The organism is Phenylobacterium sp. (assembly GCF_036263695.1).
In the GTDB taxonomy this organism is placed as follows: domain Bacteria; phylum Pseudomonadota; class Alphaproteobacteria; order Caulobacterales; family Caulobacteraceae; genus Phenylobacterium.
This window is the reverse complement of the sequence record NZ_DATAGM010000356.1, coordinates 1-14,180: the sequence shown is the minus strand read 5'-3', so window position 1 is coordinate 14,180 and position 14,180 is coordinate 1. Positions and strand designations below refer to the sequence as shown.

General features: G+C 70.9%; 14 protein-coding genes. 7 read left to right on the top strand and 7 right to left on the bottom strand.

The genetic code is table 11. The annotated features are described in order from the left end of the window. Positions 1–35: 35 nt before the first annotated feature. Together lpxI and lpxB are read left to right on the top strand one after the other, a co-directional pair. Positions 36–869 (top strand): UDP-2,3-diacylglucosamine diphosphatase, encoded by an 834-nt coding sequence (gene lpxI / locus VHK87_RS14590; RefSeq protein ID WP_329635616.1) that lies wholly within the window; start codon positions 36–38, stop codon positions 867–869. After that, positions 866–2,023, top strand: coding sequence for a lipid-A-disaccharide synthase (gene lpxB / locus VHK87_RS14585; RefSeq protein WP_329635614.1), 1,158 nt, complete (start codon positions 866–868; stop codon positions 2,021–2,023). Before lpxI ends, lpxB begins: the two co-directional genes overlap by 4 nt. On the opposite strand, the gene VHK87_RS14580 is transcribed toward lpxB, so the two are convergent. Further along, positions 1,998–2,525: an N-acetyltransferase gene (locus VHK87_RS14580; RefSeq protein ID WP_329635613.1), complete on the bottom strand. Its 528-nt coding sequence runs from the start codon at positions 2,523–2,525 to the stop codon at positions 1,998–2,000. The two genes, lpxB and VHK87_RS14580, sit on opposite strands and share 26 nt — an antisense overlap. Before the next feature lie 83 nt (positions 2,526–2,608). Here VHK87_RS14580 and VHK87_RS14575 point away from each other — a divergent pair, with 83 nt between their 5' ends. Continuing rightward, positions 2,609–4,492 carry a PQQ-binding-like beta-propeller repeat protein gene (locus VHK87_RS14575; protein WP_329635612.1) on the top strand — a complete coding sequence of 628 codons (1,884 nt, stop codon included), beginning with the start codon at positions 2,609–2,611 and terminating at the stop codon, positions 4,490–4,492. Between the two features lie 82 nt (positions 4,493–4,574). Beyond that, positions 4,575–5,426, top strand: a complete 852-nt coding sequence (locus tag VHK87_RS14570; protein ID WP_329635611.1) for a hypothetical protein — start codon at positions 4,575–4,577, stop codon at positions 5,424–5,426. Here VHK87_RS14570 and VHK87_RS14565 read toward each other — a convergent pair. Then, positions 5,369–5,761: a DUF6285 domain-containing protein gene (locus VHK87_RS14565; RefSeq protein ID WP_329635610.1), complete on the bottom strand. Its 393-nt coding sequence runs from the start codon at positions 5,759–5,761 to the stop codon at positions 5,369–5,371. The two genes, VHK87_RS14570 and VHK87_RS14565, sit on opposite strands and share 58 nt — an antisense overlap. After that, positions 5,758–6,741, bottom strand: a complete 984-nt coding sequence (locus VHK87_RS14560; RefSeq protein ID WP_329635609.1) for a phosphotransferase family protein — start codon at positions 6,739–6,741, stop codon at positions 5,758–5,760. Before VHK87_RS14560 ends, VHK87_RS14565 begins: the two co-directional genes overlap by 4 nt. A 97-nt stretch (positions 6,742–6,838) precedes the next feature. Here VHK87_RS14560 and VHK87_RS14555 point away from each other — a divergent pair, with 97 nt between their 5' ends. Continuing rightward, complete coding sequence (locus VHK87_RS14555) at positions 6,839–8,143, top strand: acyl-CoA dehydrogenase family protein (protein WP_329635608.1); 1,305 nt, start codon at positions 6,839–6,841, stop codon at positions 8,141–8,143. A 4-nt stretch (positions 8,144–8,147) separates the two neighbouring features. Here the strand turns inward: VHK87_RS14555 and VHK87_RS14550 are convergent, their stop codons facing one another. Together VHK87_RS14550 and VHK87_RS14545 are read right to left on the bottom strand one after the other, a co-directional pair. After that, positions 8,148–9,026: a crotonase/enoyl-CoA hydratase family protein gene (locus VHK87_RS14550; RefSeq protein WP_329635607.1), complete on the bottom strand. Its 879-nt coding sequence runs from the start codon at positions 9,024–9,026 to the stop codon at positions 8,148–8,150. 57 nt (positions 9,027–9,083) lie between these two features. Then, entirely contained in the window at positions 9,084–9,488 is a 405-nt protein-coding gene (locus VHK87_RS14545; RefSeq protein WP_329635606.1) for an SRPBCC family protein, read from the bottom strand. Between the two features lie 154 nt (positions 9,489–9,642). Here VHK87_RS14545 and VHK87_RS14540 point away from each other — a divergent pair, with 154 nt between their 5' ends. Beyond that, entirely contained in the window at positions 9,643–10,368 is a 726-nt protein-coding gene (locus VHK87_RS14540; RefSeq protein WP_329635605.1) for an MBL fold metallo-hydrolase, read from the top strand. 6 nt (positions 10,369–10,374) lie between these two features. Here VHK87_RS14540 and gltA read toward each other — a convergent pair whose 3' ends face one another. Then, positions 10,375–11,658 (bottom strand): citrate synthase, encoded by a 1,284-nt coding sequence (gltA, locus tag VHK87_RS14535; RefSeq protein WP_329635604.1) that lies wholly within the window; start codon positions 11,656–11,658, stop codon positions 10,375–10,377. A 64-nt stretch (positions 11,659–11,722) separates the two neighbouring features. Next, positions 11,723–13,129: a glutamate--tRNA ligase gene (gene gltX, locus VHK87_RS14530; protein ID WP_329635603.1), complete on the bottom strand. Its 1,407-nt coding sequence runs from the start codon at positions 13,127–13,129 to the stop codon at positions 11,723–11,725. A gap of 43 nt (positions 13,130–13,172) precedes the next feature. Here gltX and VHK87_RS14525 point away from each other — a divergent pair. Beyond that, positions 13,173–14,180, top strand: a 1,008-nt coding sequence (locus VHK87_RS14525) for a ComEC/Rec2 family competence protein (RefSeq protein ID WP_414694151.1), incomplete at its 3' end; no start/stop codon positions are given.

Below are 14,180 nucleotides of genomic sequence, written 5' to 3'. Positions count from 1 at the left end.
GTGCCTGCCCGAGCGGGAGGTTTGACGGGGGACACATGGTGAAGTTGGGCCTGATCGCCGGCGGCGGGGCGCTGCCGGTGGAGATCGCGACCCACTGCCGGCGGGCGGGTCGTCCGTTCTTCGTCGTGCGGCTGAAGGGCTCGGCTGGGCCCGAGCTCGCCCGCTACCCCGGGACGGATGTCGGCATCGCCGAGCTCGGCAAGTGCTTCAAGGCGCTCAAGCGGGCCGGCTGCAGGGCCGTCTGTTTCGCCGGCCAGGTGATGCGCCCCGACTTCCGCGCGCTCGCGCCCGACTTGCGGGGCCTCGTCGCGTTACCCGGCGTGCTGGCCGCCGCCCGCAAGGGCGACGACGCTCTCCTTCGCGCGCTCCTAGGCGAGTTCGAGAAGGAAGGCTTCGCGGTCGAAGGCGCGCACGAGGTAATGGGCGACCTGACGCTTCCCGCCGGACCGCTCGGGCGCGTCAAGCCCGGCCCTGAGCACGAGGGCGACATCGCCCGCGCCCTCGAGGTCGCCCGCGCGATCGGTCGGCTGGACGTGGGGCAGGGGGCCGTCGTCTGCGAAGGCCTGGTGCTGGCCGTCGAGGCGCAGGAGGGCACCGACGCCATGCTCCGCCGCGTCGGCGAGCTGTCCCCAGCCGTCCGCGGAACGCCCGATACGCCGCGAGGCGTCCTCGCCAAGGCGCCCAAGCCGATCCAGGAGACCAAGGTGGACCTGCCGACTATCGGCCTGGGGACCATCCAGCGGGCCGCGCAGGTTGGGTTGGCAGGCATCGCCGGCGAGGCGCACGGGCTGATCGTTCTCGACCGAGAGGCGGTCATCGGCCTGGCCGACGAGCTCGGCCTGTTCATCGTCGGCGTCGAGGCGGCGTGACGAGCCTGACGGTGATGCTGGTGGCCGCGGAGGCCTCCGGCGACGACCGTGGCGCCGGCCTGATGCAGGCCCTCAGGCGTCGATTTGGGGACAAGGTCCGGTTCGTCGGCGTCGGCGGCGCGCGCATGGCCGCCGAGGGGCTGGAGAGCCCCTTCGACATCTCCGAGCTGTCGGTGCTGGGCCTGCTGGAGGGTCTGATGGCCTACCCGAAGGTCGTGCGGCGGGCCGACGAGACGGCGGCGCTGGCGGCCCGTGAGCGGCCGGACGTGGCGGTGCTGATCGACTCCTGGGGCTTCACCCTACGTGTAGCGCACCGCCTGCGCCGGCACGACCCGACGCTGCCGCTCATCAAGTACGTCGGCCCGCAGGTCTGGGCCAGCAGGCCCGGCCGGGCCAAGGTGCTGGCCGCCGCCGTCGATCACCTGCTGACCATCCACAAGTTCGACGCGCCGATGTTCGAGGCGGCGGGCCTGCCCACCACCTTCGTCGGCAACTCCGCCCTGTCGCTGGACTTCTCGAGGGCCGACCTGTCGGTCGGGCAGGAGCGCGGGGGCCCGACGCTGCTCGTGCTGCCGGGCAGCCGGCCCTCCGAGATCAAGAACGTCCTGCCGGCATTCGAGGACGCGGTCCGGCTCCTGAAGGCGAAGCGGCCCGACCTGCGCGTGCTCATCCCAGCGGCGCCCACGGTGGCCGAGCAGGTGAAGACCCACGTCGCCGGCTGGCCCTTCGATGCCGAGGTGCTGGAGGGGGAGTCGGCCAAGCTGGGGGCCATGAAGACCGCCACCGTAGCGCTCGCCTGCAGCGGCACGGTGACCACCGAGCTCGCCCTCGCGGGCTGCCCGATGGTGGTGGGCTACCGCCTCGGGCGGGTCACTCACGCCATCCTCAAGCGGCTGATCCGCACGCCCTGGATCACCCTGTTCAACATCGCGGCCCAGGACTTCGTCGCCCCCGAGTTCGTGCAGGACGACTGCAACGGGCCGGCCCTGGCGGCGGCGGTCGAGGCGCGGCTGGACGATCCTCAGCTGCGGGAGACGCAGGTCGCCCGGCAGTTCGCGGCGCTGGACCGGATGGGCCGCGGCGGCCCCGATCCCTCGGAAGCCGCGGCCGAAGCGGTGCTTCGGGTGCTCAGCCCGCGTCGGGCTCCGGCATAGAGACGAGGGCCGGGTGGAAATCGGCGTCTCCGCCCAGGGCCAGCGCCCCGTCCGCCAATTCGATCGCCTGGAACGCCTTGCCCATGCGGCTGTAGGGCGCGCGGATGCGTCCCGCCAGCTCCGACGAAAAGCCGAAACGCGGGTAGTAGCGCGGGCTGCCGAGCACCATCACGACCTCGACCTCTATCTCGCGCAACTGCGCCACGGAGGCCTGGACCAGCGCCGAACCGATCCCGCGGCCGTGCAGGCGGGGCGCGACTGAGAGGCAGGCGAAGTAGGCGCCCCGACGCGGACCATGGGGCGTCCGGATCGGAACCGCGCCGAACTGGGCCTGGCCGACAATCTCGCCTGCCTCGACCGCCACCAGCGCCAGGCAGACCTCGGCCTCGCGGCGGATCCTGCGGACGAAATCGGCCGTGCTCTCGCCTTCGGCGCCGAACGCTTCGGCCACCAGGCGGTCGACGGCCTGGGCGTCTTCGGGAGCTTCGCGGCGGATGTGCATCGCTGCAGCCTAGCTTAACCTCACCTTTGACACATCTGCGCAAAGCGGGCGTGCGAGCCAGTCCCGTCGTTAGGAGAATCGGTATGGTCGTGAGATGGGCGTGGCCGGCGGCGATCGGCGCGGCGGCGGCGGCATTGGCCCTGGGGGCGGCCGCGATGGCGCAGGGGCCGCGCGAAGGCGCCGCCTCGCCGCACCCGGGCCGCGCGGTGTACGAGCGCGCCTGCGCCGCCTGCCACGACAATCCCGACACCAAGTCGCCGCCGCTGGCCGCGCTGCAGACCCTCGGCGCGGACGCCGTGATGGCCTCGCTGACCGTCGGCAAGATGAAGGAGCAGGGCTCCATGCTGAAAGCGCCGGAGTTGCAGGCGGTCGTCGACTACCTCTCCGCAGGCGCCAAGCGCGACGAGGCCTGGATCGCGCGGGGGGCCTGCCCCGCCGAGAAGAAGGCCGTGGACCTCTCCGGCCCCGAGACCTGGACCCGCTTCGGCGTCGATTACGCCGGCTCGCGCAATCTGGACGCCAAACGGGCCGGCCTGACCACCGCCGACCTCGGCCGCCTGGAAGTCGCCTGGTCGCTGGGCCTGCCGCAGACCAACTCCCTCCGGTCGGCGCCGGTGATCGTCGGCTCCACCCTGTTCTACTCGGCGAGCCAGGCCGGCTACCTGCTGGCGCTCGACACCCAGACCGGTTGCATCAAGTGGTCGCTGAAGACCCCGCGCCCAATGCGCACCTCGATGACCTACGGCCAGCTCGGCCGAGGCGGTCCGAAGGCGCTGATCGTCGGGGATGTGGCCGGCCAGGTGCTGGCGGTGGAGGCCCAGAGCGGCAAGCTGCTGTGGTCCGCCGAGGGCCGCCACGATCCGGAATCCGTGCTGACCGGCGCGCCGGTGCTGTGGCGCGACCGGATCATCGTGCCCGTTTCGGCGATGGACGTGGCCCGGGCGGGCAACCCCAACTTCCCCTGCTGCAAGGTTCACGGGGCGGTCGTGGCGCTCAGCGCCAGGGACGGCGCGCGCCTGTGGGTGGCTCACACCATGCCGGACGCCAAGCCCACCGGCGGCAAGAACGCCGCGGGCGCGGACCTCTGGGGCCCCTCCGGCGCGCCGGTGTGGTCGAGCCCGACGATCAACGAGCGGCGCCGGGTGATCTACGTCGGCACCGGCCAGAACACCTCCCATCCGGCCACCGCCACCAGCGACGCCATCTGGTCCATCGACGCCATTAAGGGCGGCACGCGCTGGTTCTTCCAGGCGCTGTCGAACGACGTGTGGAACATGGCCTGCTCGCGCGGCGCCAACTGTCCGGCGGCGGTCGGCAGCGTCCGCAAGGACTTCGACTTCGGCTCCCAGGCCATCGTCGCCCGCGACGCCCGCGGCAAGGAGATCGTCATCGCTGGCCAGAAGAGCGGCGACGTCTGGGGCATCGACGCCGAGGGGCGCGAGGTCTGGCGGCGCAACCTGTCGCCCGGCTCGCCGCTGGGCGGGGTGCACTGGGGTCTGGCGAGCGACGGCAAGCGGGTGTTCGCCCCGATCGCCGATCCGGCCGGGGCCGGGATGCACGCCCTCGACGTCTCCACGGGCCAGGTTCTGTGGCAGCGGCTGCTGGGCGATCCGTCCTGCCGGGCCCTGCGCCGGGGCGAGGGGGCTCCGGCCGACCGCGCGGCCTTCGCCAAGTGCCGCAACATCGGCATGTCGGCGACGCCGCTGGTTGTGGACGGCGCCGTCATCGCCGGCACGCTGGACGGCAAGCTGATGATCTTCGCCGCCGAGGATGGGCGGGAGATCGCGACCCTCGATACGGCCCGCCCGTTCGAGACGCTGAACGGCGTGCCGGGCAAGGGCGGCTCGATCGACAGCCACTCGATCTTCGTCGGTGATGGGCTGCTGTTTGTGGGCTCGGGCTACGCCCAGTTCGGCGCGCCGGCCGGCAATGTCCTGGTGGCCTACCGGCCCAAGCGGGCGGATTAGCGAGACTTTAGGAGGTCGTCCCCACACTGACGACTTCCAGCGGGCCACCGACCCGCGCCTTCCGGCAGGGAGGGACCCTGGCGTGACCCGGCTGCAGGCCGACGATACCTGGTGGCTCGGCGTCGCCGTGGCGGCGTTCGCGGTCATCTCCGGCCAGATCGTGATGGTGCTTGGCGAAGCGCCTCCGCACACCGCCTGGGTGCAGTTCGTCGCCATCACCTTCGCCGCGGCGACCTTCCCGTTGATGAGCCAAGGCGCGGAACAGGCGATGCGCTGGCCGCTCGCCACCGTCTGGCTCTGCGCCGCGGCCATCCTGCTCACCGCGATGTTCGGGCCGGACGTCGAGGGCGTCCGCCGGTGGGCGGGGACACCCGCCGTGGCCATCCACGTCGGCCATCTCGTCACCCCGCTGGCGATCGGCGTCGCAGCGCGCCGACCCGGGCCCTGGTCCGCCTCGGCTCTTGCGGCGCTGAGCTTGGGGCTGGCGCTGCAGCCGGACGCCGCCGGGCTGATCGCCCTTACGGCGGCGCTCGGCGGGCTGCTGGCGCTGGAGCGCAATCGTTGGACCGCCGCCGCCCTCGCCGCCGCGGCGCTGGCGACGCTCTGGGCGCTGCTCAATCCCGACACGCTCGCCCCGGTCAGCTGGGTGGAGGGTATGCCCGCCACCGCGCTCTCGATGGAGCTCTGGCTGGGTTTCCTGGTGGCGCTGGGCCTGTGCCTGATGCCCATGCCGTTCCTGTTCATCGCCGCCCAGGGCCGCCGCCGGCGGCCGCTGGCGACGGCCCTTGCCGCCTACTGGCTGGCGCTGATCGGCGCCTCGCTGGTCGCCGCCTTCCCGACTCCCCTGGTCGGGTACGGGGTCGGACCGATCCTCGGCTACGTGCTCTCCTGGGCGCTGCTGCGCGTCGGCGCCCCTTCCGCCCGCCAGCGGTAGTCCGGCTGGTCTATCGCCAGCTGGGCCAGGGTGTTGGCCTTCAGGGCCTCGAGCAGCCCGGGCGAGGCCGCATCCAGTTCGCCGTCGCGTAACGCCCGACACAGATCGGACGTCAGCGCTTCCAGGGAACCCTCGCGCCCGAGCAGATCGGAGAGCCGCGCCGCGGCCGCCGCTTCCGCGGTCGGACCCTGGGCCAGCTCGCGCCAGACGATCCCCAGCGCGTTCTGGGCCACCCGCGCCATGAAGGCCTCCCGGGGCGCCAGAGTCGGCGTCAGCCGCTCCAAGAAGGCGGAGACAGCGGCCACCAATTCGCCGGCGGTGGGATGGGTGGTCATCGGGCGCCCTCCATCAGGGTCAGGATGTCGATCTCGGTCTCGCTGACGCGCCGGCCAATGACGTGGCGCTCCAAAGCCGCTTCGCCGGCCGGGCCGCCCGCGCCGGTGAACATCATCAGGCACATGACGCCCCACTTCAGCGAGCCGAGCATCTGCCAGTAGCGGACCCGCTCGCGCGTCATGGCGGCGTCGCCGTAGCCGGCCAGCAGATCCTCGTAGTCGCCGAATCCGCCGACCGGCCGGTCCGCCGCGCCGAACCGCCAGGAGTTGACGCACAGCCAGCCGAGGTCCTCGGCCGGATCGCCGATGTGCGACAGCTCCCAGTCGAGCGCCGCCACGACGCCCCGCTCGGGGTCGACCATCAGATTGCCGGTCCGGAAGTCCCCGTGCAGCAGCTTCGGCTCGGCCGCCGGCGGCGCATGGCTGCGCAGGTGGCGGAAGGCGAGTTCCAGCACCGGCCGCTCAGCGCCGCTCGCCCGGTAGGCCGTCTCGTAGCGGTCGAGTTCGCCGGCCGCGTCGGAGGTGGCGAGCCGCACGCCGGGCGGCGGGGGCGTGGCGTGGATGATCCTCAGGATCTCGCCGCACTGGCGGGCGAGGCGCGAGCGCACGTCGGCGAACCGCTCGCCCCGGACGATCCGCCGGCCTAGCGTCTCGCCCTCGACGCGGCGCATGACCAGAGCCTCGCCCAGGCCGTCCTCCGGCCCGGCCACCCGCACCACCTGCGCCACCGGCGCGCCGCGGGCGCCCGCCGCCGCGATGAGGGCGGCCTCGGTGGCCAGCGGCGCAGCCGTGGCGCCTTCCGCCAGCGCGACCGGACGACGGCGCAGGATCAGCGGGACGGACCCGTCCGGCGTCATCACGGAGAAGGCGAAGGTTTGCAGCGAGGCGCCCCCGGAGAGCTGCGTCAGCCCCTCGATCCCCGCCCCGCCGGACGCGAGCTCGGGGGCGAGGCGGTTCAGGGCCTGCGCGAGGTCGTCCATCCGGGTTCCTCCCTGTCCGCCCTTGCCTGACCGGACGGAACGGCAGTCAAACTGCTCTTCAAGCAAGCATAGCCCGCCGCAGAGCGGGGATGGGAGGATGGCCGTGGACTTCACCCTGCCGGCCGAGCTGACCACCTATCTGGCCGAGCTCGACGCGTTCATCGAAGCCGAGATCAAGCCGCTGGAGCGGGAAGGGGACAATATCCGCTTCTTCGACCACCGGCGGGAATACGCGCGGACCGACTGGGACGCCGGCGGCCTGCCGGCCAAGGACTGGGAGCAGCTGCTCTCCGAGGCCCGCCGCCGGGCCGACGCGGCCGGGCACCTGCGCTTTGCCTGGCCCACGGAAATGGGGGGGAAAGGCGGCACCAACCTGGCCATGGCGGTGATCCGCGAGCACCTGGCAGCCAAGGGCCTGGGACTGCACAACGACCTGCAGAACGAGCATTCGATCGTCGGCAACAACCCCTTCATCCTGATGTTCAAGGAGTTCGCGACGAACGCGCAGTACGAGCGCTACGGGGACGACCTGCTGAACGGGCGGATCCGCACCGGCTTCGGCCTCACCGAGCCCAACCACGGCTCGGACGCCACCTTCATGGAGACGCGCGCGGTCCCGCAGGTTTGCGACGGCAAGCCCGGCTGGCTGATCAACGGCGAGAAGATGTGGACCACGGGCATGCACGTGGCGACCCACGTGATGGTCTTCGCCCGGACGAGCGGCGAGGACGGGGATGCGGCCGGCATCACCTGCTTCCTTGTCCCGGCCGATGCGCCTGGCGTGAAGATCGAGGAGTGGCTGTGGACCTTCAATATGCCCACCGACCATCCGCGGGTGTCGTTCACCGACGTCTGGATCCCTGAGGACAGCTATTGGGGCGAGATCGGCCGCGGCCTTGGCCTCGGCCAGAGCTTCGTCCACCAGAACCGCATCCGGCAGGCGGCCTCGTCGTTGGGCGCGGCGGTCTACTGCATCGAGGAGAGCGTGAAATACGCCCGGGCCCGCAAGCCGTTCGGCAAGCCGCTTGCGGAGAACCAGGCGATCCAGTGGCCGCTCGTCGAGCTCGCCACCCAGGCCGAGATGCTACGGCTGCTGATCCGCAAGACGGCTTGGGAGATGGACCGCATGCCTCACAAGCAGATCGAGCGGGAGATCTCCGACAAAGTCTCGATGTGCAACTACTGGGCGAACCGGCTGGTCTGTGATGCCGCCGACCGGGCCATGCAGGTGCACGGCGGCATCGGCTACTCACGCCACAAGCCCTTCGAGCACATCTACCGCCACCACCGGCGCTACCGGATCACCGAGGGCTCGGAAGAGATCCAGATGCGCAAGGTCGCCGCCTTCCTGTTCGGCTTCATGGGCCCCAGGCGCGCGGCGTTCGCGGAGACGGCGGAGTAGGGCGCTAGCGGAACTCCGGCTCCTCCCAGCCCGGCCAGATGTCCGGTAGGTCCGCGGAGACCTTGTTGAGAAAGGCGGCGGGCCGCTTCTCGAGGAAGGAGGTCACCCCTTCGCGGGCGTCGGCCGAGGCGCCTCGGGCTTGGATGCCGCGGCTGTCGGCGCGGTGGGCCTCCATCGGATGAGCTGCGCCGGCCATGCGCCAGATCAGCTGGCGGGTGAGGGCGATAGAGACCGGCGCGGTGTTGTCGGCGATCTCCTGTGCCAGGGCCTTGGCGGCCGGCAGCAGCTCGTCAGGCGCGTGCAGGGATCTGACGAGGCCCCGGTCCAGCGCCTCCTGGGCCGGGAAGACCCGGCCGGTGTAGCACCACTCCAGAGCGGTCTGGACCCCCACAAGCTTGGGCAGAAACCAGGAGGAGGCCGCCTCCGGGTTCATGCCGCGCCGTGCGAACACGAACCCGAACCGCGCGTCGGTCGAAGCCAGGCGGATGTCCATCGGCAGCTGCATGGTCACGCCCACGCCGACCGCCGCGCCGTTCACCGCCGCAATCACCGGCTTGAGACTGCGGTAGATGCGGAGCGAGACGAGGCCGCCGCCGTCGCGCTGCACGCCGCCTTGCGTGCGCGCCGCCTGGTCCTCGCCGCCGCGGGCGGCGTAGTCGAAGGTGGTGGCCCCGGCCGAGAGGTCCGCACCGGCGCAAAAGGCCCGGCCCTCGCCGGTGACGATCACCGCCCGCACCGCATCGTCAGCATCCGTCGCGTCGAAGGCGGCGATCAGGTCCTTCAGCATCTGGGTGTTGAAGGCGTTCAGCTTATCCGGGCGGGAAAGGGTGAGGAGGGCGACGCCATCCTCCACCTGGAGCTTCAGGGTCTCAAACTCAGCCATCGCCGCGCCTCCGCTTCCTCTTTGCGAGGCAGACTGCGCGGCTTGCGCGGCGTCAGGTCAAGCGGAGACGGGGGCCTCGAGCGTCCGGCGGATCGCCTGGGCGCCCAGCTCCATCTGCTCGTCGATCGGCTCGGCGAGTTCATTCGGCAGCAGGTCGACCGTCCAGACGAAGCGGCAGCCGCCTTCGCCCTGCGGGACCACCTCCACCGTGCCCTGGTAGGTCAGGAAGGGCGGCTCGGCGATCGCGTAGACCAGGCGGCGCAGCTGCGGGTCGGCGCTGACCAGGTGCTCGTGGAAGACTTGGCCGCTGGCGAAGGTGACCACGCGGGTCTCGCCCTCCAGCCGGCTGTCCGTCACGAAGCCGGCTGCGATGCGGCGGTGCACGGCGCCGAAGTCGGCGAGGGCCTCCCACACCCGGTCGGCGGGCGCGGCGAGGTCGAGGGTCTTGCGGATGGTGGCCATGGGGAGGGGCTCCTTTTCACGCCCACATCCTTGCTCAGCCGGGCCGAGCCGTCTGGCCGTTTCCGGACCTGGTCACCCCGTGGAGAACCCCGATTTTCCACTTGCAGCTCGCCGCCCTCGGTCGCCTGATGCGCCCAAACGGGAGGAGCGTCCGATGGATGTCGCAACCGATGAAATCGCCGCGGGCGTCTACCGCCTGTCGGTCTACGTGCCGCAGGTGGCGCCGCCGGCGGGTTTCACCTTCAACCACTTCCTGATCGATGGGGACGAGCCGATGCTGTTCCACACCGGATCGCGGCAGATGTTCCCGCTGCTCGCCGAGGCGGCGGCGCGGGTCATCCCGCTGGGGAAGCTGGCCTGGATCAGTTTCGGCCATGTGGAGTCCGACGAGTCCGGATCGATGAACCAGTGGCTGGCGGCCGCGCCCAAGGCGCAGGTGGTGCACGGCCAGCTCGGCTGCGACGTGTCCTTGAGCGACCTCGCCGACCGGCCGCCGCGCGCCCTGGCGGACGGCGAGGTGCTGGACATCGGCGGCAAGCGGCTGCGCTGGCTGGCGACGCCACACGTGCCGCACGGCTGGGAGGCGGGCGCCTTCTACGAGGAGGAAGACGGCGTGCTATTCTGCGGCGACATCCTCACCCACGCGGGGCGGGGACCTGCCCTGACGCGCAGCGACGTGACCGGCCCCGCCGTCCAGACCGAGCAGATGTTCCGCGCCATGACCATGGCGCCGAACACCGGGCGCGAGCTTCAGCGCATGGCGGCGCTAGCACCGCGGACGCTGGCGCTGATGCATGGATCTTCGTTCGAGGGCGACGGGGCGGCGGCCCTCAAGGAGCTCGCCGCCTTCTGCGAGGGTGAAGCCGCCGCGCGGGCCTGATCGGCCTCAGCCGCGCTTGTCGATGCTGGCGTAGTCCCGCTGCGCCGCGCCGGTGTAGATTTGCCGCGGACGGCCGATCTTCTGGGACGGATCCTCGATCATTTCCTTCCACTGGGCGATCCAGCCGACCGTGCGGGCGACCGCGAACAGCACCGTGAACATCTCGGGCGGGAAGCCCAGGGCGCGCAGGGTGATGCCGGAGTAGAAGTCGACGTTCGGGTAGAGCTTGCGCTCGACGAAGTACTCGTCCGAGAGGGCGACCTTCTCGAGCTCCATGGCGACCTTCAACAGCGGGTCGTTGGTGATACCGACCTCGGCCAGGACCTCATGGCAGGTCTGCTGCATGACCTTCGCGCGCGGGTCGTAGTTCTTGTAGACCCGGTGGCCGAAGCCCATCAGGCGGTAGCGGCGGTCCTTCACGCCCTGGACGTACTCGGGGATGCGGTCGACCGAGCCGATCTCCGCCAGCATGTTCAGCGCCTCTTCGTTGGCGCCGCCGTGCGCGGGGCCCCAGAGGCAGGCGATCCCGGCCGCGATGCAGGCGAACGGGTTGGCCCCCGACGAGCCCGCCAGCCGAACCGTCGAGGTGGAGGCGTTCTGCTCGTGGTCGGCGTGCAGGATGAAGATCCGGTCCATCGCCCGGGTCAGCACCGGGTTGGGCTTCCAGTCCTCGGCCGGCACCGAGAAGCACATGCGCAGGAAGTTCTCGGCGTAGGACAGGTCGTTGCGCGGATGCACGAAAGGCTGGCCGCGGAAGTATTTGAACGCCCGCGCCGCGATCGTCGGCATCTTGGCGATCATCCGGTGGGCGGAGATCATCCGCTGCTGCGGATCGTCGATGTTGGTGCTGTCGTGGTAGAAGGCCGAAAGGGCCCCGACCGCGCCGACCATGATCGCCATCGGGTGAGCATCCCGACGGAAGCCTTGGAAAAACCTATCGACCTGCTCGTGCAGCATGGTGTGATAGGTGATGTTGTGGTCGAACTCCTCGAACTGCGCCGCGGTCGGCAGCTCGCCGTGCAGCAGCAGGTAGCAGACCTCGAGGAAGCTGGACTTCTCGGCCAGTTGGTCGATCGGGTAGCCGCGGTGCAACAGCACGCCGGCGTCGCCGTCGATGTACGTGATCTTGCTCTCGCAGGAGGCGGTCGAGGTGAAGCCTGGATCGTAGGTGAACACGTCGGCTTCGGCGTACAGCTTGCGCACGTCGATCACGTCCGGTCCGGCCGTGCCCTTGAGCACCGGCAGCTCGACGGTTTTCGCGCCGACGTTCACCTTCGCCGTGTCACCCATCCGCCGTCCCCTTTCCTCACTCAAGTCTGGCTAAACGCTTGTTCGCGGACGGCCTTATAGCCGTTTACGCCCCGGAAGAAAGCGCATCCTCAACCCTTGCCAAGCTTTCTTCGCGGCCGATGGCCACAAGGGCGCCGGCCAGGTCCGGCGCGGGCGAGCCGCCCGACAGCACGGCCCTCAGCGCCGGGCCGAATTTGCCGATCCCGACCCCTTCGGCCTCCGCGAAGGCGCGGATCAGCGACTCCAGTTCGCCGACCTGCCAGGCGTCGGCCGCTCCGAGCCGTTCGGCGAGTCGCGCGAGCCGACCGCGGGTCTCCTCGCTGAGCAGGCCCTTGGCCTTCTCCGGCAGCTCCAGCGGGCGCTTGCGGATGGCGAACACGCAGGCGTCCGCCAGCTCCAGCAGCGTTTTGGCCCCGTCGCGTACCAGCGGTATGGTGCGGGCCAGGACCTCGCGGTCGGCGGCCGACAGTGTCCAGTCCCGACTCTTCAGGATGGTCTCCACCAGGCTGGCGAGGCGAGGGGCGTCGGCCTGGCGGATGTAGTGGTTGTTGACGTGGTTCAGCTTGTCCCAATCCAGCCGGGCCGGAGCCGAGACGACGTCCTTGATGTCGAACCAGGCCTTTGCCTGCTCGTCGGAGAAGATCTCGTCGTCGCCGTGGCCCCAGCCGAGCTTGGCCAGGTAGTTGCGCATGGCCTCGGGCAGATAGCCCATGGAGTCGAACTCAGAGACGGCCTGGGCGCCGTGGCGCTTGGAGAGCTTCTTGCCGTCGGGGCCGTGGATCATCGGCAGGTGGGCCCACACGGGGACCTCCCAGCCCATGCCCTGGTAGATGTGCGTCTGGCGGGCGGCGTTGTTGAGATGGTCGTCGCCGCGGATCACATGGGTGATGCCCATGTCGTGGTCGTCCACGACGACGGCCAGGTTGTAGGTGGGCGTCCCGTCGGTGCGCAGCAGGATCAGGTCGTCCAGGTTCTCGTTCTGGAAGACGATGCGGCCCTTCACCTGGTCGTCGATCACCGTCTCGCCGGTCTGCGGCGTCTTCAGGCGCACGACGAAGGGACGGTCGGGGGCGTCGTTGGGCGAGCGGTCTCGCCAGGGGGAGCGCACGACCCGGCCTGCAGCGCGGGCCAGCTCGCGCTCGGCCTCCAGCTCCTCGGGGCTCATGTAGTCGCGATAGGCCGCGCCCCGCTCCAGCAGCGCCTGGACCACCTCGCGGTGGCGGTCGGCCCGGGCGAACTGGAACACCGGCTCTTCGTCGGGATCCAGGCCCAGCCACTTCAGCCCGTCGAAGATCACTTGCACGGCGTTGGGCGTCGAGCGCTCGCGGTCGGTATCCTCGATGCGCAGCAGGAACTGGCCGCCGGTGTGGCGCGCGTAAAGCCAGTTGAAAAGCGCGGTGCGAGCCGTGCCAATGTGCATGTCGCCGGTGGGCGAGGGGGCGATACGGGTGCGGACGGGGCGGTCTGACATCGAATTTCCGGGAGCAGCCGGCGAAGCGGCGGCGCCTCTTAGCATGCGCCTTCCTGGCCGGCCTAGGGCCGAGGCCGTCATGGTCTGGCTCGGGGCGGAGGCGACCACCCAGCTGGAGCGATGGGTGCTGTGGGCCCCCATGGCCTTCGGGGCCGGCGCCGGGACCTATTTCGCCCTGCCGAAAGAGCCGAGCCTCGCGCTGGGTCTTGGGCTGCTCGCCTTTGCGGCTCTGGCGGCGTTGGCGGCCATGCGCTGGGCCGGCGGGCGCGCCGTCGGCGTGCTGGTGCTGCTGGCGGCGTTCGGCCTCGCCGGCTTCTCCGCCGCCAAGATCCGCGCCTGGCGGGTCGCCGCGCCCCTGATCGTGGAGGCGACCGGGCCGCGTACCGTCTCGGGCTGGGTGGTGGACGTGGCGAGCCCGGGACAGGGCGGGCAGCGGCTGCTGCTGGCGCCGGTCCGGATCAGCGGCCAGGCGCCGGAGGCGACGCCGATCCGGGTGCGGGTCACCCTTAGGGACGGGCAGGCGACGCCGGACCCCGGCTCGGCCATCTCGCTGCGGGCCATCCTCAATCCGCCGCCGCCGCCCGCCAGCCCCGGGGCCTACGACTTCGCGCGCGACGCCTACTTCGAGAGCATCGGCGCGGTGGGTTTCGCGCTGACGCCCACCCGAGAGACGGCGCTCGATACGCCGCCATGGCGGCTTCGGCTGACCATGCGGGTGAACGCCGTCCGCTGGTCGCTGGCCGAGAAGATCGTCGCCACCATGGGCGTCGAGACCGGCGGCCTGGCGGCGGCCATGGTCACTGGCCACGAGGCGTTCATTCCGCGCGATCAGGTGGAGGCGATGCGGGCGGCGGGCCTGGCCCACATCATCTCCATCTCCGGTCTGCACATGGCCATCGTCGGCGGGTTCGTCTTCTTCGCCCTCCGCTTGGGGATCGCGGCCTGGCCTTGGCTCGCGCTACGGATCAACGCGAAGAAGGCCGCCGCGCTTGCGGGCCTGGCGGCCGTGGCGGGTTATCTGGTGATCTCCGGCTCCCCGCCGCCGGCCGAG